This is a genomic window from Polyangium mundeleinium (assembly GCF_028369105.1).
GTDB classification, from domain to species: domain Bacteria; phylum Myxococcota_A; class Polyangia; order Polyangiales; family Polyangiaceae; genus Polyangium; species Polyangium mundeleinium.
Genome location: NZ_JAQNDO010000001.1, coordinates 4,069,672 through 4,088,147 on the forward strand (window position 1 = coordinate 4,069,672; position 18,476 = coordinate 4,088,147).

The 18,476-nt window shown below is 69.1% G+C and carries 12 protein-coding genes and 1 tRNA gene; 5 read left to right on the forward strand and 8 right to left on the reverse strand.

The window, feature by feature from the left end:
* Positions 1-593 precede the first annotated feature (593 nt).
* Both POL67_RS16315 and POL67_RS16320 read right to left on the reverse strand, forming a co-directional pair.
* The gene (locus POL67_RS16315; RefSeq protein WP_271918284.1) at positions 594-2,084 is read right to left on the reverse strand and encodes a serine/threonine-protein kinase; all 1,491 of its coding nucleotides are present in this window, start codon (positions 2,082-2,084) and stop codon (positions 594-596) included.
* Positions 2,085-2,149: 65 nt separating this feature from the next.
* Complete coding sequence (locus POL67_RS16320; RefSeq protein ID WP_271918285.1) at positions 2,150-4,471, reverse strand: FecR domain-containing protein; 2,322 nt, start codon at positions 4,469-4,471, stop codon at positions 2,150-2,152.
* 188 nt (positions 4,472-4,659) lie between these two features.
* On the opposite strand from POL67_RS16320, the gene POL67_RS16325 reads away from it, so the two are divergent.
* The 3 genes from POL67_RS16325 (at position 4,660) to POL67_RS16335 (ending at position 9,650) form a co-directional block, all read left to right on the forward strand.
* Complete coding sequence (locus POL67_RS16325) at positions 4,660-6,408, forward strand: OmpA family protein (RefSeq protein ID WP_271918286.1); 1,749 nt, start codon at positions 4,660-4,662, stop codon at positions 6,406-6,408.
* Positions 6,405-8,174 (forward strand): adenylate/guanylate cyclase domain-containing protein, encoded by a 1,770-nt coding sequence (locus POL67_RS16330; RefSeq protein WP_271918287.1) that lies wholly within the window; start codon positions 6,405-6,407, stop codon positions 8,172-8,174. Before POL67_RS16325 ends, POL67_RS16330 begins: the two co-directional genes overlap by 4 nt.
* Before the next feature lie 72 nt (positions 8,175-8,246).
* Positions 8,247-9,650 (forward strand): sigma 54-interacting transcriptional regulator, encoded by a 1,404-nt coding sequence (locus POL67_RS16335; RefSeq protein ID WP_271918288.1) that lies wholly within the window; start codon positions 8,247-8,249, stop codon positions 9,648-9,650.
* 1 nt (position 9,651) lies between these two features.
* Here POL67_RS16335 and POL67_RS16340 read toward each other — a convergent pair whose 3' ends face one another.
* Positions 9,652-10,485, reverse strand: coding sequence for a LysR family transcriptional regulator (locus tag POL67_RS16340; protein ID WP_271918289.1), 834 nt, complete (start codon positions 10,483-10,485; stop codon positions 9,652-9,654).
* Positions 10,486-10,570: 85 nt separating this feature from the next.
* Between POL67_RS16340 and POL67_RS16345 the strand changes: the two genes are divergently transcribed.
* Both POL67_RS16345 and POL67_RS16350 read left to right on the forward strand, forming a co-directional pair.
* A complete protein-coding gene (locus tag POL67_RS16345) occupies positions 10,571-11,290 on the forward strand; it encodes a TSUP family transporter (RefSeq protein ID WP_271918290.1) in 720 nt (239 codons plus the stop codon).
* 111 nt (positions 11,291-11,401) lie between these two features.
* Positions 11,402-11,476 (forward strand) — tRNA-Thr (locus tag POL67_RS16350).
* Between the two features lie 117 nt (positions 11,477-11,593).
* Here POL67_RS16350 and POL67_RS16355 read toward each other — a convergent pair.
* The 5 genes from POL67_RS16355 to POL67_RS16375 form a co-directional block, all read right to left on the reverse strand.
* Positions 11,594-12,781 (reverse strand): tyrosine-type recombinase/integrase, encoded by a 1,188-nt coding sequence (locus POL67_RS16355; RefSeq protein ID WP_271918291.1) that lies wholly within the window; start codon positions 12,779-12,781, stop codon positions 11,594-11,596.
* 397 nt (positions 12,782-13,178) lie between these two features.
* Positions 13,179-14,141, reverse strand: coding sequence for a DDE-type integrase/transposase/recombinase (locus POL67_RS16360; RefSeq protein WP_271917932.1), 963 nt, complete (start codon positions 14,139-14,141; stop codon positions 13,179-13,181).
* Between the two features lie 53 nt (positions 14,142-14,194).
* The gene (locus POL67_RS16365; protein WP_271917931.1) at positions 14,195-14,518 is read right to left on the reverse strand and encodes a transposase; all 324 of its coding nucleotides are present in this window, start codon (positions 14,516-14,518) and stop codon (positions 14,195-14,197) included.
* A gap of 965 nt (positions 14,519-15,483) precedes the next feature.
* Positions 15,484-17,478: a RiPP maturation radical SAM C-methyltransferase gene (locus POL67_RS16370; protein WP_308789534.1), complete on the reverse strand. Its 1,995-nt coding sequence runs from the start codon at positions 17,476-17,478 to the stop codon at positions 15,484-15,486.
* On the reverse strand, positions 17,475-18,443 hold the full coding sequence (locus tag POL67_RS16375; RefSeq protein WP_271918293.1) for a 2-deoxy-5-keto-D-gluconate 6-phosphate aldolase domain-containing protein: 969 nt from the start codon (positions 18,441-18,443) through the stop codon (positions 17,475-17,477). The genes POL67_RS16370 and POL67_RS16375 overlap by 4 nt, the downstream gene beginning before the upstream one ends.
* Between the last annotated feature and the right edge of the window lie 33 nt (positions 18,444-18,476).

Genomic DNA, 18,476 nt, shown 5'->3' on the forward strand with positions numbered 1-18,476 from the left:
CGCGCTCCCCTGCCATGGCGGCCACGAGAGCCGGGCCGGGAAACGTTGTCAAGCTCGCTTGCGGGGGCGCAAAAGGGCCGATCTACCTTGCGCGGCGTGCCTTGCACGCACGCAAATCGGGCATCCCCCTTCCCGAGGACCGTCTTGCACCGACGCGAGAGCGCCCAAACCGATCACGAGGCGTGCCTTGCACCGGTGCAAGCACGCCTAAACACGCGGCACGACCCTTCTCGCGTGCATGCAAGCAACCCGAAACGCTCGTCCCGCCCCGCCTTGCACGCACGCAAGCGCGGCCATCCATCCGTCCCCGCGCCTCTTGCGCCCACGCGAGACGCAGGGTGCACACGCGCCGGTGGCCTTTGCGTCGACGCAAGCCCCGTCGCGACGCGGCGTTCCTTCGATTTGCACGGAAGCACCCCCCGCTGTGCCCCCGCGACGCGACCTGCTCGACACGCGCACGGACGCCGGCGCAGGGCTCATCAACCCCGGGTCCAGCGCTTGCGCTGGTTCGGGTCCAGGGGCGAAGAGCCCCTGGTCGGGCCCGGGGTGAAACCCCGGCGCGACGCTACACCAGCACCCCCTCCGTCTCGTCCCTACCGCCCCCGTCTCAAGATCCGCCCAATCTTCTTCCCCAATCCATCCGGCCCCGCCGGCGCGCTCGCCACGTCGGCTGCGCCTGCTGAGACGAGCCGCGTCATGCGGTCGGGCGTGAGCGACGATGCGCAGACGAGGACCCGCGCCCGCGGCTGGGTCCGGGCGAGCTCGACGATCTTCGCGGCTGCGCCGTCCACGTCCGTGCCTGCGTCGATGAGCACCACGGCGAGGTTCGCTCGGCCCTTGTCGTCGAGGGCTTCGAGCGGGATCAGATAGATGCCTTGGGAGGCGAGGCCCGTGACGCACGAAGGGTCGATGCCCGACGCGCTGGGCATCCGGATCCATCCGACCTCCGTGAGCCCGTGTCCTGGATCCGTTGAATCTTGGGCGCGGGCACGTTGCCCGTCCCATTGCGGCACGCGTGACTCCCGGCCGCCGAGCGGCTCGTTTCCTTTGCGCGTGACGAGCTGCGTCGCGAGCGACTGGGGGTCGAGCGCGTCCTCGAGCCGCTTTTTGGCCACCCCGGCGTTTGCTGGCCTGCGCTCCGGTTGCTTGGCGAGCATGTCGAGGCGTAACTTTTCGAGCAGCGGCGGCACGGGGTCCGAGCCGGTCGGGCGTGCGAGCGGCGGCGGCGGCAAGAACAGGTGCGCCGAGATGATCTCGATGGAGTTTTTCCCGAGGAAGGGCGGCCTGCCTTGCAGCATCGCCGTCAGGACACACCCGATCGCATAAATGTCCGTCGCGGGGCCGACGGCGAGCGAATGACATTGCTCGGGGCTCATGTACTCGGGCGTGCCGCCCACGGCCTCGGGCTTCGTGAGCGTCGGGCCGCTATCGTCTTCCTTGGGCAGCTCGACGTGCGCGAGACCAAAATCGAGGATCTTGACGGTGCGCTTGCTGCCCTCGTCCGTCAGGAAGATGTTTTCCGGTTTCAGGTCCCGGTGCACGATGCCGCGCGCGTGCGCCACGTCGAAGGCGTCGAGGACCTGCCCGAGGATGTCCCGTACGTCGGTGAGCGGCGGCGCCTCGTCCCGGTCGCGGAGCCACGAATGCAGCGTGACCCCGACGAGGTATTCCATGACCAGGAAGGGCAACCCTTCGTCTTCGCCGTAATCGATGACGCGAACCACGTTCGGGTGGTTGAGCAGCGTCGCGGCCCGGGCTTCGCGGTAAAACCTCCGCACGTAGTCGGGCTCGATCGAGATGTTGTAATGGAGCAGTTTCACCGCGACCGGCATGCGCAAGGTCACGTGCTCGGCGCGGTAGACCTCGCCCATGCCGCCCGAGCCGATCCGGGCGAGGAGGCGATACTTGCCCGCGAGGACGAGGCCGACGTGCCCGCCCGTGCGCTCCCGGAGGATCGGGGGGGCCTTCGCGACGGCTTGGTACGCGAGGTCCTGGGGGGAGGGGAGGGTTTGCAGCGTCGTGTGGTGCTGCGCTTCGAGATCGTCGAGATTGTCGACCCCGGGCGGGCGGACGCTGATGCGCACCGGTACCTGTCCGCTCGTTGGGCCCCCAGGCTTCGAAGGGGAACGGTCATCGTCGTCGTCGCCGCTCATCGGCTCTCTGCCTCCAGGCGGAATCCGAGGGATCCGGTCACCGTGCCCGCCGCCTGCCAGGTGACGCTCTCCGCGCGCCCGATCCAGCCGGACAGCGCGAAGAACACGGATCCGCCCGCCTCGACGCCGGCCGTCAGGCCATAAGGAACCACGACCGTGCCGGCCTGCCCGATCGTGGCGAGCACGTGGGCATCGGCGACGACGTACGCCCGGAGCCAGCGCCAGGGGTCGTAGGTCGCGCCCACGAGCAGATACGGCTGCACCCAGGGGATCTGCGCGGACGGCTCTTCCAGAAGGAAGCGCGCGCCCGCGTTGACGACCCACGTCATGCGGCCCTGCGCCCCGCCGGCGGTGCCGCCGAGGTCGAACATGAAATCACTCCGGTTTTCGAGCGGCAGGCCGACCCGGAGGAGCGGCGCGATCTCGAGCTCGGAGTCGCCGCGCTGGAGGACACGATAACGCGCCCCGAGCCACGCCATGTCCTCCGTGGGCACGCTGCCCGGCATCGTGTCCGCGCCTCCTCGTTCGAAGGGCGTCGTGACGATGAGCGCGTCGAGCCCGAGCGCGCCGAACGAGCCGCTCACCCGGCCATTGGCCTGGAAGACCGGGCCGTTCGCCGTGCTGCCCGCGCTCAGGCCGCGGCCGACGGCCGTGGGCGCCGTTGGGCTCGTCCAGGGGACGGCCGTGACGCCCGCCGGGCGGAAGGGCGGCAGCCACGCGCCGAGCGGGCGGAGCTGCGGGCGCCGCGGGGGAGGCGGCAGCGGCTTGTCCGGCGCGAGGATCGTGGTCGTGCCGAGGACCTTTCCGTGGGAGTCGAGCACGTCGAGCCGCGCCTCCCCATGCGCGTCGCCGACAGGGATGGAGGCGAGCAGCGCGCCGCCCTCGGCCACGGCGAGCGGGATCGTCTCCACGCGCTCGCCGAGGCGGAAGCGGAGGCGCGGCGCGACGCGCTTCGGGATGTCGATCTCCCCGAGCCCCTTCGTGGCGACGTGCACGCGGATCTCGCGCTTCGCCGCGTCGAACGTGGCCGTGGGGGTCGTCGTGACGGGCGTGGGGACGAGGGTGATCCGCTCTTCGAGCCCGCTCTTCGTACGGAAGCGTAGCGTCTTCGGCGCTTGCTTGAGGAGGTCGATCTGCGCGGGCGGCGGGCCGAAGGGGCCTTCGTCGAGGGCCACCTCGACGGGGCTCGACGCGGTGAGCGCGAGGATGCCGTAGGGGTTCACCGTGACGGTCTTGCCCTCGAAGCGCGCGCCCTCGCCGCGGAGCTCGGCCGCGACGACGTCGATGGTGCGCACGTCGGAGGCGACGCCGAGGTACTCCTCGACGTCGATGGCGCGGACCCGTACGCGGTAGAGGCCCGGCGGCATCTTTTCGGCGCGGAACGAGCGCACGTCGGCGGGGATCTCTTCGCGCACGACGAGATCGTGGAAGCCCTCGTCGCGCGAGACTTCGAGCCGGTAGGCCTTGGCCTTCTCGACGGGGTTCCAGCTCGTGGTGATCACGGCCGTGCCCGGGGGCGCGAGCACGACGGACGGGGATCCTCCGTCCTCCCAGCGCGGCGCGGGCGGCAGCGGGCGCGGCGGGGCGGGAGGCGCTGGCCCCTCGAAGCGCGTGCCGTAGTTCTTCGGCACCGTCACCGTCTTGCCCCCCGACTGGACCGCGGCGTTGCCGTCGAAGACCGCCACGGTCGTGCGCGCCTTTTTCCGCTCGACGACCGTGTCGCTCGACGCGGCGCGCACGACGCCGCCGTCGGGCACGGCGATCTCGGCCGGCTCGCCGCGCAGCGCAGACAAGCCCGCCTGCACCTCGCCCGCCTCGATCTCGACCGCCGGCGGCGTCTTCGAGACGCTCGTCTTGCCGGCGGTCCCGTAGATCACGACGAGCGTGTTCTGCGCGAGGAAGACGTGCGTGTGATCGAGGAACTCGATGTGCGCGCGTCCATCGTCCATCGTCTGGACGTTGTGGTTGCGGTAGAGCGCGGCGCCCGTCACGACCGTGTCCCACCCGCCGCCCGAGGGCCTGCCGCGCACGTTGGGGTGGCTCGACTTGATGCGCGCGTCGGGCACGCTCGTGACGCCCTTCGGCAGGATGAGCGTGATGCCCTCGGGCAAGGGCTTGCGGCCCGCGCAGTCGACGCGGTTGTAGCGGTTGATGAGGGGCACGTGCGCGGCCGCGCCGTACATGACCTTCGCGATGTCCTCGCACGTCTCGCCCTTCTGCACGCCCCAGTGCACGATGGGCTCGAGGAAGCCGGGCGGCGGCGGCGTGTCGGCGTGGGCGCGCGGCGCGGCGGAGAGCACGAGGGCCAGGGCGGCCAAGGCTCCTCTCACGACTGTGCGCATGCCCATTCCTCCGACGACGCGCGGACGTGAGGCCACGCCGCCGCCCGCCAGCATAGACACGGTTCGTGGCGCGTGGCGAGACCCGCGCGTCTTCCCACGGAGGGCCCCGGCCTCGCTTCGTTTCGGGTTGCCCCCTCGCGTCCGCTGCCATAGCGTCGGGCCCCATGGTCGCCCGGCGTTTCCGCTCCCTTGCGTGCGCGGGCGCCGTGTGGCTCGCGCCCGCCGTGGCGAGCGCGCAGGCGGCGACCGCGCTGGAGCGGCTCGAACCAGCGCCCGCGGGCGACGGCTTTTTCGCTGTGCCGCGCGCCGAGGTGGCCGGCGATCTCCGCGCCTCGGCCTCGCTCGTGTTCTCGTACGCCCACGCACCGCTCTCGCTGCGCGTCGGGACGGGCGACGCCGCGCAGGAGGCCGGCGAGGTGGTCTCGTATCAGCTCACGGGCCACCTCCTCGCCGCGATCGAGATTCGCCGGTTCTTGAAGCTCGACCTCGACGTGCCGGTGACGCTGGCCCAGGGCGGGGAGTCTCCCTCGATCACGGGGCTCGTGGCGGCGCTGCCGCCCGGCACGCCCACCACGTACGGCTCGCCGGCGGGCGCCGCGATGAACGATCTCCGGCTCGGCGTGCGCCTGGTGCTCTTGCCCCAGCGCGGCGCGATCCCCGCGGCGAGCCTCGTCTACGCGGTCTGGCTGCCGACGGGCGACGCGACGGCGTTCACGGGTACGGGCGAGGTCCGGCACATGCCGTCGATCGTCGTGGGGGCCGACATGGGCCGGTTTTCCTACTCGATCGCGCTCGGGCGGCGCGTGCAGGACGCGCGCGGCGGGCTCGGCCTGCTCGGCGGAGAGCTCGTCGCGGGAGGCGCGATCGCGGGGCGTTTCGGGCGATTTTCGGCGAACGCGGAGCTCTACGGATCCACGGTGACCGTGGGGGCCTCGCCGTTCGGGCGCGGGACGACGAACATCGAGCTCTTGCTCGGCGGTCGCGCCACGCTGGGTCCGCTCGCGCTCGGCCTCGCCGGCGGGCCCGGGCTCACGGCCGGCGTCGGGACGCCGACGTTCCGGCTCGTGGCGAGCGTGGGGGCTTCGTTCGACGTGCCGCGAAAGGCGCAGGCGAGGCCCGAGGACACGACGAGCGGGGGCGCGTCGGCGTCCGGCAGGGATCCGAAGGCGAATCCGAAAGGGAACCACGGGCCGGGCGTCGAGGCTGCCGCGGCGCCGGACGCCGACGGTGATGGCGTGCCCGACGCGAAGGACGTGTGCCCCGATCGCGCGGGCGACGCGACGCCCACGGCCGCGCGTCCTGGTTGCCCGCCCGATCGGGACGGCGACGCCATCGCGGACGCGGACGACGTCTGCCCCGACGAGCCCGGCGTGGCGAGCGCCGATCCCGCGCGTTTCGGCTGCGCGCTCGACACGGACGGCGACGGGATCGCCGACGGCGTCGACGCGTGCCCCAAGGAGCGGGGCGAGGCGAACGCGGACCCCAAGGTCACCGGTTGCCCCGCGTCGGTGCGCGTCGAGGGCACGCAGATCGTGATCCTGCAGGAGGTCAACTTCGCCACGGGCAGCGACGTGATCGCGCCGGAGAGTTACGCGCTTCTGGAGCAGGTCGCCGCGGTGCTCGCGCAGCACCCGGAGATCGCGCGGGTCGCGATCGACGGCCACACGGACAACGTCGGCGTCGCGCGGGCGAACGTGACGCTCTCGCAGCGGCGTGCCGTCGCCGTCGTGCGCTGGCTCGTGGATCACGGCGTTGACGCGCGGCGTCTGGAGGCGCGTGGCTTCGGGCCGCGAAGGCCGGTCGCGAGCAACGACAACCCCGAGGGGCGCGCCAAGAACCGCCGCGTGGAGTTCCAGATCCTCCGGCGCACGACGCTCGGCGAGGCCGGTTGGAAGGAAGGCGCCGCGAAGTGAAGCTCGGCTCCATCGGCGCACGCGCGCTTTTGCTGTTCGCGGCGGTCGGGCTCGTGCCCGTCGGCGCGGTCGTGGCGCTCTTGCTCTCCGTGAACCGCCAGGCGGTGCAGACGAGCGAGCAGCAGCTCCAGGCGGCCGTGCTCGAAGAGCTCGAGCGCGCCACGATGCGTCACGTCGAGGGCGTGCGCGTCGACGCCGATGCCGTGGCGTTCGCGCTTTATCAGGCAGCAGGTGCGAAGTCCGCGGCCGGTGGGGATGGCCTCGATGCGGTCCGCGCGATCCTCGGCACGCGCCGGGAGCTCGGCGCCGTCCGCTTCGAGGTGCCCGAGCGCGGCGTGAGCACGGTGCTGCGGCAGAAAGGCGACGAGGTCGCCGCGGGCCCCGACGTGCCTGCCTCGACGCCCGCGATGCAGAAGGCCGCGGACGAGCACGGCATGGGCGTCGCGCTGCTCGGGCCGGGCAAAGGCCTCCTCGTGGTGCCGATCCCCGCGGTCGAGGGCGCGGCCACGAAGGCGCGCGGCTACGTCACGGCCGCGCTCGACTTCGTGGATCTCCAGCGCGAGATCGACGACATCGCGGGCCGTCGTTTCGGCGGCGCCGTGGGCCTCGTCGTGGTCGACGCGACGCGGCGCAGCGTCGCTTCGCACGGCATGCCCGAGATCGGCGCCTTCGCCGACACGGCGAGCCACCCGCTCTGGACCGGTTTTTCCAAGGAGAACCCCGGGCTCGTGGGCGTGGTGCGGGTCGCGCCGTACCGCGCGGAGAGCGGCGCGGACATGATCGGCGTGGTGCGTTTTCTCCCGGGCCTCGGCTGGGGCGTCGCGCTCGCGCGCCGCGAGGAGGACGCCTTCGCCGTGCTCTCGGCGATGCAGCGTCGCGGCGCGCTCGTCGCGCTCGGCGCGGCGCTGCTCGCGCTCGCGGCGGCGGCGTTCTCGGCGCGCTGGATCGCGCGGCCGATCGTGCACCTCGCGGGGCAAGCGCGGCTCGTCGGCGAGCGTCGCTGGCGGGAGCTTTCGATCTCGTCGTCGCGCACCGACGAGATCGGCACGCTCACGACGGAGCTCTCGCGGATGGCGACCGACCTCGAAGGCAGCGAGATCGAGATCGCCCGCCAGGCCCGCCAGCGCGCGGATCTCGGCCGGTTCCTGAGCAAGGAGCTCGTGGAGGCGATCGTGAGCGGCCGGCACGAGCTCGCCCTCGGCGGCCGCCGCGCGGCGGTGAGCGTGCTCTTCGCCGACGTCGTCGCGTTCACGCCGCTCGCGGAGACGAGGCCGGCCGAGGAGGTCGTCACGCTGCTGAACGAGCTCTTCTCGGTGCTCACGGAGGTCGTCTTCCGGCACGGGGGCACGGTCGACAAGTTCATCGGCGACTGCATCATGGCCGTGTGGGGCGCGCCCGTGGCCCAGGAGGATCACGCGGCCCGCGCGCTCGCCGCGGCCGAGGACATGATGCGGTTCCTGGAGACCGCGAACGAGTCGTTCCGCGAGCGGTACGGCACCACGATCGAGCTCGGCATCGGCATCAACTCCGGCGAGGTCCTCGTGGGCAACATCGGCTCGGACAAGCGGATGGAGTACACCGTCATCGGTGACGTGGTGAACGTCGCCGCGCGCCTGGAGGCGATCGCGCGTCCCAACCAGGTGCTCGTTGCAGAGACCACCCACGGGCTCGTGGCGGACGCCTCGTTCGAGCTCTCGCCCCTCGGCGAGCGCGCGCTCACGGGCCGGAGCGCGACCACGAAGGTCTACGAGCTCGTGACGAGCTAGGGCTTTTTAGGGCGGATGCATGACGCATTCGAAGACCTCGGGCGCGTGCATGGGCTAGAGTAGGCGCGCGCAATGAACAGGCCCCCGTTCGGAAGTGATCCGTCCACCGGAGTGTCCGTCCTCGGACGCAACTCGGAGACGACGCCGCAGTTCTCGGACCCCGTGATGATCCCGCGGATCGAGCTCTGCGTGGAGCGCGAGGCGGGCAAGGTGACGGAGCGCATCGTCGTGCTCGAAGGCGAGCTGTTCCGGATCGGCTCGCACGCGAGCAACGATCTCGTGATCACCGACCCGAGGGTGTCGCGCTTCCACTGCCGGATCGCGCGCGGCGTCGGGGGCTTTCGGATCCTCGACACGGGCTCGCTCAACGGCTCGCGGATCGGGGGCGTGCGCGTCCGCGACGCGGATCTGCCGCTGCCCGAGTGCCGGATCGAGCTCGGCGAGTCGATCGTGCGGGTGCGCGAGCTTCACGCCACGGCCTCGGCCGACGTGCCCGCCGCGCCGAGCTTCGGCTCGATTTTCGGTGCCTCGCTCGGCATGCGCCGGCTCTTCGAGCTCTTGAAGCGCGTGGCGAAGACGGACGCGAACGTGCTCATCGAGGGCGAGAGCGGCACGGGCAAGGAGCTCATCGCCACGGAGATCGTGCGCCGGAGCCCGCGCGCGAACAAGCCGCTCGTGATCGTGGACTGCGGAGCGATCTCGCCGAACCTGATCGAGAGCGAGCTCTTCGGCCACGTGCGCGGCGCGTTCACGGGCGCCGAGCGCAACCGCATCGGCGCGTTCGAGGCGGCCGACGGGGGCACGGTGTTCCTCGACGAGATGGGCGAGCTGCCGCTCGACATGCAGCCGAAGCTGCTCCGCGCAATCGCCTCGCGGGAGATCCGCCGGATGGGCGAGAACCAGTCGCGTAAGGTCGACGTCCGCGTGATCGCCGCGACGAACCGCAGGCTCGAGCGCGAGGTGAACCTCGGCCGTTTCCGCGAGGATCTCTACTACCGGCTCAGCGTGGTCACGGTGCGCGTGCCGCCCCTGCGCGAGCGCATCGAGGACATCCCGCTGCTCGTGAACTGCTTTCTCGCCGCGCTGGAGGCGACGGACAAGGCCCACCTCTTCACGGCCGACGTGCTCTCGGAGATGTCGCGCTACGACTGGCCCGGCAACGTGCGCGAGCTGCGCAACTACGTGGAGCGCCGCGTCGTGCTGGAGACCGAGGCCCCGAGCTTCCGTGATGAGGAGGAGGAAGACGCGAGCCCCTCGCCCGAGCGGCCCGGACCCGGCGCCGTCGACATCGAGGTGCCCTTCAAGACCGCGAAGGACACGATGATCGACCAGTTCGAGCGCGCCTACCTGGCCGCGCTGCTCGCCTGGGCCGACGGCAACGTGAGCCGCGCGGCGCGCAAAGCGCAGCTCGATCGCATGTACCTGCACCGCTTGCTCCAGCGTCACGGGCTGCGGCGAGCGGGCGCCCTCGAGTGATTCAGCGCTTCGGCCGCGCGGCGCGGCGCGCGAGCAGGAGGTGCCGGAGCGCGGCGGCGGCGGGGGGCAGGCGATCCTCGCCGCGATGCACGATGTGCATGGGCCGAAGGATGGGCGTCGCCGGGTGCGGGACCTCGACGAGGCGGCCGAGGGCGAGGTCGTGCTCGACGGCGAAGCGGCTCACGAGGGCCACGCCGATCCCCGCGCGCACGTTGCCTTTCACGGCCGCGATGCTGCCGAGCTCCATGACCACGTCGGCGTCCGGAAAATGCTGGTCGAGCAGCGCGCGTGTCGTCGAGCCCCGGCCGAACGTCACGAAAGGCGCGCCGTCCGCGGGCAGGCCGGGCGCGGCGACGAGGATGAGCTGATCGTCGATCCAGGGCTCTCCTTCTGGATGCGTGACCACGCCGAGATCGATCTCTCCGCGCTCGAGGGCGTCGAGCACCTCGGCCGTCGTCGCTTCTCGAAGGCGAAACCGCACCCCGGGATGTGACGCCCGGAACGCCGAGAGCGTGGGCGGCAAGAGGTACGTGCACGCCGTCGCGCCGGCGCCGAGCCGTACTTCCCCGGCTTCGAGCCCCTCGACCTCGGCGACGGCCCGCATCGCATCGCCCACGGCAGCGAGGATGTGCAGCGCGCGGGGCAAGAGGACACGCCCCGCGGCCGTCAGGCTCGTCCCGGCGCGATCGCGATGGAGGAGGCGCGCGCCGAATGCTTCTTCGAGCCGCTGGATGGACGCTGTCAGCGCGGGTTGCGAGAGGTGGGCGTGCCGCGCGGCCCTCGTGAACGTCCCGTGTTCAGCGATGAGGACGAAGTGCTGAAGGGCATCCAGCATCAGCCGAAGTTATCACGGTCTTCCGAACAATCGATTGGTCCGATGGCGGCCGAGCACCTACCTCATGCATCGAGGAGGTGAAGCGATGCTTGCGCTTCTCCCGGTGTTCGGGGTTTTGGCGGGTGTACTGACGACGATGGCGGGGCTCGGCGGGGGCATCCTGCTGCTGCTCGGGCTGTCGTTCGTGTGGGGCCCGGCGGCGGCGCTGGCATCGACGGCACCGGCGATGCTCTTCGGCAACCTGCATCGGCTGTGGCTGCTGCGGGACGTGTTCGACCGGGAGGCGGCGAAGGCGTTCGCCTGGGGCGCCGTGCCCGGGAGTTTCCTGGGCGGCCTGATGGCGGCGTGGATGCCGGAGGGCGTGCTGCGATGGCTGATGCTGGTGATGACGGCGGCGGCGCTCGGCCGAGCGTTCGGGCTGTACACGTGGAAACCACGGGCGGCGGCGATGACGCCTGCGGGCCTCGGGATCGGAGCGATCAGCGCGACAGCAGGCGGAGCAGGCCTGCTGGTGGGGCCGCTGTTCATGGCGGCGGGGCTCACGGGCAAGCGATTCGTGGGCACGATCGCCGCAGCGGCGGTGGCGCTGCATGCGGGGCGGGTGGCGGCGTACGGGCTCGGCGGGATGATGACGCAGGAGACGGTGGTACGAGCGACGGTGCTGACGGTGGCGGTGATGGGCGGCAACGTGGTCGGGCTGTGGCTGCGGGATCGGGTGCTCGACGAGCGGCGAGCGGAGCGGCTGGAGTTAGGTGCCTTGGTGGTATGCATGGGGTTGAGCATGTTGGGGGTGGGGAAGGGGTGAGCCAGGACGCGGGAAGGGAGGCGGTTGGAGGGGGATTGGAGGGGGGGCGAAAAAAAGACGTTGACAACTGATGCTGAACATGGTTTTTCTGCGCGCCCGTTCGACGGGAACGCCGCCTTAGCTCAGTGGTAGAGCAACGGTTTCGTAAACCGTAGGTCTCGAGTTCAAGTCTCGAAGGCGGCTCCAGTAAGTTCTTGGGTGATTCCGCGGGGTTACAGACCGCGAGGTTGATCGCCCGTCTCGTTGCCAGAAATGTTGTGGCCTCACTGTGGCCTCAACTGACGATGGCCGGGCTCTGTTCCCTCAGAGCTGGCCCTCGTCCTGGCCGTCCGTCCGGGATCCCTGCCGAGGCCGACGCACCGGCAGGCGCCGGGCAGCCTCTTCCAGGTCCTGCTTCAGGAAGTGGACATACTTCTGCGTGGTCGCCAGGTGCTTGTGACCCGCCATCTTCTGGACGACGTGGACAGGGATGCCTGCGCGGAGCCAGCTGGTGATCGCGTAGTGTCGGAGACAATACACCGACCACCCGCTCAGCCCCGCCCGCCGGCAGACGCGCTCGAACGCCTGGTCGATCCCGAACTGACCCCACGGCTTGCCGTGGTCGTTCAGGGCGACGTGCGCCTCCCGCGGTCCCTTCCTCACGATAGGGGCAAGGAGTCGCGCGAGCTCCCTGGAGACCGGGATTTCCCGTTGGCCGGTCTTGGGCGTGTGGATCTCGCCGTGTGACCGACCCTCGCGCACGTTGAGGAAGCCGCCCACCGCCACGCCGTTCTCCCACCGCAGGTGCGCGTCCTTGCAGCGGAGCGCGCGGATCTCGTTGGGGCGAAGCCCGGCGTCCGACATCAGGGCGAAGGTCGGGCGGTGGGTCTCGCGGGCGTCGTCGAGGATCTTCTGGACCTGATCGTCCGAGGGGATCTCGAGGATGCTCTGCCCGATGGGCTTGAGCTTTGGCAGGTTCGCCGGTCGATCCTCCACATACCCGCGGCTCTTGGCGAACCGGAGCACGGACCGGAGGACGATCTGCGTGTTGTTCCGCGTCGAGCGGGTCAGCTTCCGCCGCGAGAGGTCGAGGTCGAGATCCGCAGCGGCCTTCCCGTCGACCTTCTCCAGGGGCAGCTCGCCGAACCTCGGGAGCAGGGGGCTCCGGAGGACCGACTCGTAGCCCCTTCGGCTCGTGACCTTCAGCTCGGCCACCATGAAGGTCTCGCGGTACTCGGCGACGAACTCCGCGAAGCTCTTGGTGGCCTTCGCCCCGGCATCGGAGCCGGACGGAGCACCATTAGCGATACCGCTGGTCGATGCTGCCGGCTCATTCGGCTCGCCGTACTGCGCGATATTGAGCAGATACCGTTTCTCCTCCGCGCGCGCCGCGGTCCAGGTCTGGACCTCGGCGTCTTTGCGGAAGCGTGCGCGCGTGCCGTCCCGTTTCTTGTACTGGATGTCAATCAACAGACGGGTTTCCCCGTATCGTTCTACTTTGCGGACTGCCATGGCCAGATTCCTTTCCGACCATCCCAGCCACTTTTGCGAGGCTGGGACCGTAGCACGCGGTCCGTCGTCACGGGACCCCCCAAGCCTCGGAGAACCGGACCCGCCAGATCCGGCCGAACTTGCGCGTGTACTGGTTCCCCGTGAACAGGACGCGGTCCCGGTATAGTAAAGTAAAACCTCTCCAAGGCAAGTCACAAGCGGCCTGAATTCGCGAGGCCCACGCGCCACCGAGAGTGCCACCGTGCTCGCGTTGGGCAACTCGCGTCCTCGCCATCCTCGCCGGGTTTGGCTTCCAGGCGGCCGCGGTTGCTGCCCGGCGCAGCCCCGAGCATCTCGCCGCGGCTGCGGGTGGCTCCGGGCGCGAGATTGCCCTTTGCTGCGCGCGGCGGCTCCGCGATTATGCGGGCGATGGGCAGACGGAGCCTCTGGCGGGGGCTCGGTGCTCCGGATGCGCAGCCGCCCTCGCTGCCAGGCGACGCTGCCGCCGCGCCTCACGAGCTGCCTCGAGCTTCGTGTCACGTGCGGCCCAGATGATATCGGCTCGGCCCGCGAGCGCGTCGTTCGGTGTGATGTACCCGATGGCGCTGTGCAAGCGCACGCCGTTGTAATGGTCGACGAAGCGCCCGACGATGCGGCGGGCATCCGCGAGCGATGACGGCGGCGTCACCCGAATCGCGTCGCTCTTCAGCGTCCTGTGCCAGCGCTCGATCTTGCCATTCGACTGGGGGTAGTTGACCGAGATGCGCACGTGCGTCATGCCCGCGATTCGGATGAACTCCTTGAAGTCCTTCGCGATGAACTGCGGGCCGTTGTCCGAGATGATGCGTGGCCTTTCGTCAGGGTACTTCTCGCGCGCACGCTGTGCGATGCACTCGACATCCAACTCGGTCATCGCTTCGCGAATCTCCCAATGGACGATCGCGCGGCTGGCGCCGTCGAGCAGCGAGCACAGGTAATAGAACGTGCCAGCTACGTTCAGGTAGGCGATATCGATGTGCCAGTGCTCGTGCGGCCTGAGCGGCTGCACGAAGCCGGTGCCCTTCTTCGACGCGCCCCGCTTCCAGCGGTCGAGGCGGCCTGCCGCCGACAGCACCCGATAGGTGGTCGAAGGACTGACGGCGACGACGTCCTGGTCCAGCATCATGAACGTCAATCGGCGATAGCCCTCGAGCGGGTTCTTTGCGTGGAAGTCGAGCACCTTCTGCCGCTCCTCGGGCCCGATCCAGAAGTCGCGTGGCACATCTGCATTGTGCTCGTTCGCCTTACCGTAGCGCTTCTTCCAGTCGAAGAACTTGCTGCGCGCGACGCCGAGCCAGCGAATGAAGCTCTCCCCGATGATATTCGTCTTGTCGGCCCACACGCGGACGAAGTCGACGACCTCGTCACGCGTGTCGTGGGGAACCCACCGGCCGGTCAGGGCTCCCCAAGTTCTTTTTTCAGCTTGACGTATTCCTCGGAGATCTCCGCGATCACCGCGTCCTTCTTCGAGAGCTTGGCCTCCAGCTGCGCGACGCGCGCTTCGAGCTCACGCTCGCGTGCCGAGGGCTTGTCCTTCGGCGGCCCATCGAACACGACGGCCGCGTTCTCGAACAGCTGCCGCTGCCAGGTGTAGAAGAGGCTCGGCTGCAGCTTCGTCTCGTCGCAAAGGCTCGAAACGGGCACCTTCTCCACGTGGTGGCGCTTCAGCAGCGCGGCCTTCTGCTCGCTCGTGTGGTTTCTTCGGATTCGCTTCGGCATGAACGGTTTGTCCTCGACCGTGTAGCACGGCGGTCAGGTTTGTCCCGTTCCGAGGGAGGCAGAACACCCTGGACGCCCCGGTCGTCACGAGGGAGGGCGCTCTCTACGTGTACTCGTACGCGAGCGCGGACATCGACGCGCCGGCCCACGCGGCGCAGCTCGTGCGCGTTGTACCCGAGCTGAGTGTACTGGTTCGAGCCGAAGGCGTACCTGCGTATGGCGGTGATGGCCGCGCTGCAAAGGGAGCGAATCCCGCTGCCGCATGAGATGATGGCAGCACCATGAAGCCGCGGTAGGTCGCGCGCTTCGGGGGGGCTCCGCGCTGAGCGATCGGTGCGAGGAGGGTATTCGTCTGCCCGCGCTCGTCGCGCGGACGGGAATGCCTGATCAGCTCGGTGTTGAGGAGCGGGCGCGCTGTCGGCGCACGTCGGGGAAGCGGACTACGCCGCGCGATTCCCGACCGGGGAAGCCATGCGACGATTGTTGACCGCGGTCAGATTGGGGCTTGCGCTAGGCGCGCAGCTGGTGAGGGGCCGCCGCGTCCAGTCGTCGAACGCCGGCTGCCAGCCATGGAATCGAGGCCGAGCCCAGGTGCGGTTGGGCGAGGTGTTACGTTCCTCGCCACCCAGAACCCATCGAAACTACTCACCAAACCCATGCCACCCCCACCCGCACCCTCGTTTTTTGAGAACCGCCGTAGTCGAAAGGCTACCAGGGGTTCGAATCCCTTCTCCTCCGCTGGGATCCTTGAGGATTCCGTCGATGGGCCCGGATAGCCGCCCCGCCGCCACCGAGCCCCGTTCACGCACCATTCGCACGGCCAGGTTCGCCGCCGGGTCACTGCAACCACTGCCACCGCCGAGGCGCTCGGTCGCCGGGGCTAGAGTTGTAGTACGCAGCGCCTCCCCGAGATCGAGCGCGCGCCGGATGTCGCTCGAGCGCGCAGCCGCCGACTCACACGAGGCTCACATCCGGACGAGGTCCGATGTCTTCCGATTCGATAGATGCGTGGCCCGAGCACGCGTGTGCAACGCCAGGCTCAGGTAGCGCTCGTCTTCGGTGTACATCAACCGAGCATCGCAGAGTCTATCCAGCAGCGCTTGGATCTCCGAGACCGATGCCCTCTCTCGCGTGGCCCGCAAGATCGAAGACAGCTTTGGCCCGGCATCGCAGAGCTCGTAGACCTCGCCTTCGAGCCCCTCGAGCAGCGTCACCCGCGGCCTTTCCCGGGGGGAGCGGCGGTCCTCGATCTCCACAAAGCCTGCTCCGACCTTGCAGGTCAATCGAGCGCCAGCGCGGTGGGCCTCTCGCCACTTCTTGCTCTCCCGCACCAGGGCCTCCGTGTACTGCAGATCTTGATCGACCACGTCGTGCATGAACCGATAAGACATGTCCATCAGGTCCGCTTCGCTGGCCTCGTATAGCTCCGTCATGAAGGGCATGGGCCTGACGTTCTGGATGGCCGGGAATCTCTCGATGTTCCGGTGGTACACGCTGAAGCGATCGAGCAAGAATGGCGTCAGCCCGGAGGGGGGCGGCAGGTGCCACAACGAAGGGAGCACACGGATCATGTCATCGTACCAGGCCGGATCCTCGCCGGGAAACCGATACAAGATGTTCCACCCCACCTCGATCCCGAACTCGGTGACCCATTTCAAGAAGCGAATATTATGCAACCCCGTCGTACCCTTTTGCATGAGCTTCAACAGGCTGGTGCTCAGTGACTCGATCCCGGGCTGCAGGCTCGTCACGCCCGCGTCCGCGAGGCGCTTGATCTCGGCGCTGTTCGTGAGGACCTTTATCTCCCAGAATAGCTGCAGGTCGTATCCGAGCTGCTGGAACTCAGGCAGGACCGTCGAGAGGTACCGATGATCGATGATCCAGTCGGTGAACTGGAACCGCCTGGCCTTGTAGCGTTCGCTCAGCGTCTGGACGTCCTTGACGACCCGCTCCGATGAGCGGCTGGAGTACGTTGCGTCGCCGATGCCGCAGAACGTGCATTGGTTCTTCGCTCCCCACCAGCACCCACGCGCTGAGCGCAGAGGGAGCTCCGGCTGCATCGCGGAGATCTGCTCGGAGATCCACGACGGCAGCGTCGCCGCGAGGGAGCTGCGCAGCGCGAAGTACTCGTCGTAGTTCGGGAGCGGGAGCTCGTCGATCGGCAGCAGCGAGGAGGCGCCTTCGGGCTCGCTCTGCACGACACCCTCGTGCCGGTAGCAGAGGCCGGGGCTTCTCCGGAGCGCTGCTTCCCCCGCGGCGACCCGCGCGAGGTCGGCGATGACATGCTCCCCCTCACCCCGGACCACGAAATCGATCCACGGGTAGGCGCGCATCATCGCCACGCCCATGTCCCCCTCGCAGCTGCTGCCACCGAAGACGATCTTGATGTCGGGGGCGCGGGCCTTCAGCATCTTCGACAGCGTCGCCGAGGCGATCGTTTGGCTGAACGTGTTCGTGAAGCCGACCAGGTGCGGGTCGGCCTGGAGGATGTCGTTCACGGCCACCTCGAGGAACTCGCCGGCTCGGACCTTGATCCAGGCGAGCTTTTGCCGGATCTCCTCGTGCGGTTCATGCTCGAAATAGCCGATGAAGCTCATGTTCGGCGAGTTGCCCTTCGCGCGCTCCACGCGCAGGCTCTCGATGAGCTGGTCCTGGAAACCCAGATCGCCACGGCCCGCGGAGCTGAACGGCGGATGGGCGAAGACCCAATCACCTACGCCGGTCTCGTAGGAGCGGCCCAGCACGAGAAGATAGTCGCGCAGCCGGCTCTGCAGCTCGACGGGCGTGGTGATCTGGCGCAGGCAGTGGCCCAGGAAGCCCAGGTGGTACGACCGCGTCGTCGCTTGGATTTCTTGCTTCAGCAACGCTGCTTGTAAAGATCCAATCTGAATCGATGGGGAGAAAGGAAAGGTCCAAGGCATGGAGACGAGCACAACCCGGGGTGTTATCGACATGGTCATAAAATCTTCCGGGTGTCGGGTACACGATCGACCCTGGCAGCTGGCGCTGCCTTGGAGGAGGCTTGTTCCTCGTAGACGTCGATGAATCGGAGGTATCTCCGGGCGATCTGCGCGACCGCGGCGTCTCGTGTCATGGAGCCGTCGAGCTTGCCCTTCACCGCGTCCCACCAGATGGAGCGTCCGATGGCGAAGCCAACATAACCCGGCACGCCGGCGCCCGCCCGGAGCCAGCGGTCGACCGCGGCGTCGTCTGCGCCGCGTCCGAGCACGACGCAGACGACGTCATCACGCCCACCCGCGCGAGTCTGCTCCGCGATGCAGGCGCACTCCTCGCGCGAATTTACGCCCTCGATCTTCCAGATGTCCGGCTCGACGCCGGCTGCCTGGATCTCGGCGATGGCCTGGACCATGAGCGCCGGCCGCAGATCGGTGTCATAGCGGTCGCCCGAGCCACCAAGCTCCTCGAGCTGCGCGCGCTCGGCCGGGACCAGCAGCTCGAACAGGAACTTGCGGTCGCGCCGATGGATCCATTCTGATAGCCGGGCGAGGCGCTCGCCTTGTCGTGCGTTCATGACTCTGTCACCTCCGGGGTTCCATCGCACGAGGACCTTGGCGAACGAGGGGTCGAATTCCTCGATGTGGGCCCCGAAATCGTTGCCGTACTCGAAATCGAACTCGTCCTGCCCGTTCTTCTCCACGAGCATGGCGAACAGGTGCCCGGCAAGCTTGACCTCGTGCGCGATAGCCGCGCCGAACTGCTCGTCCACGAGGATGCCGGCGGCGTCCCGGGGGGCGCCGTCGGCGATGGCCTGCTGGAATCCCTCGACGATAAGGTGCTTCGCGTCGGCGATGCGCCTCGTCTCCTCGGCGTTCGGCGTGTCCGAGATCCCGAATAGCTTCTTCTGGAATGAGCCGCGATGGTCGAACGCCAGGATGTAAAGGCGGCCGTGGTAACCTAGCGCCATCAGTGTCGTCTCCTCGTCGTGAACCGGATCAGA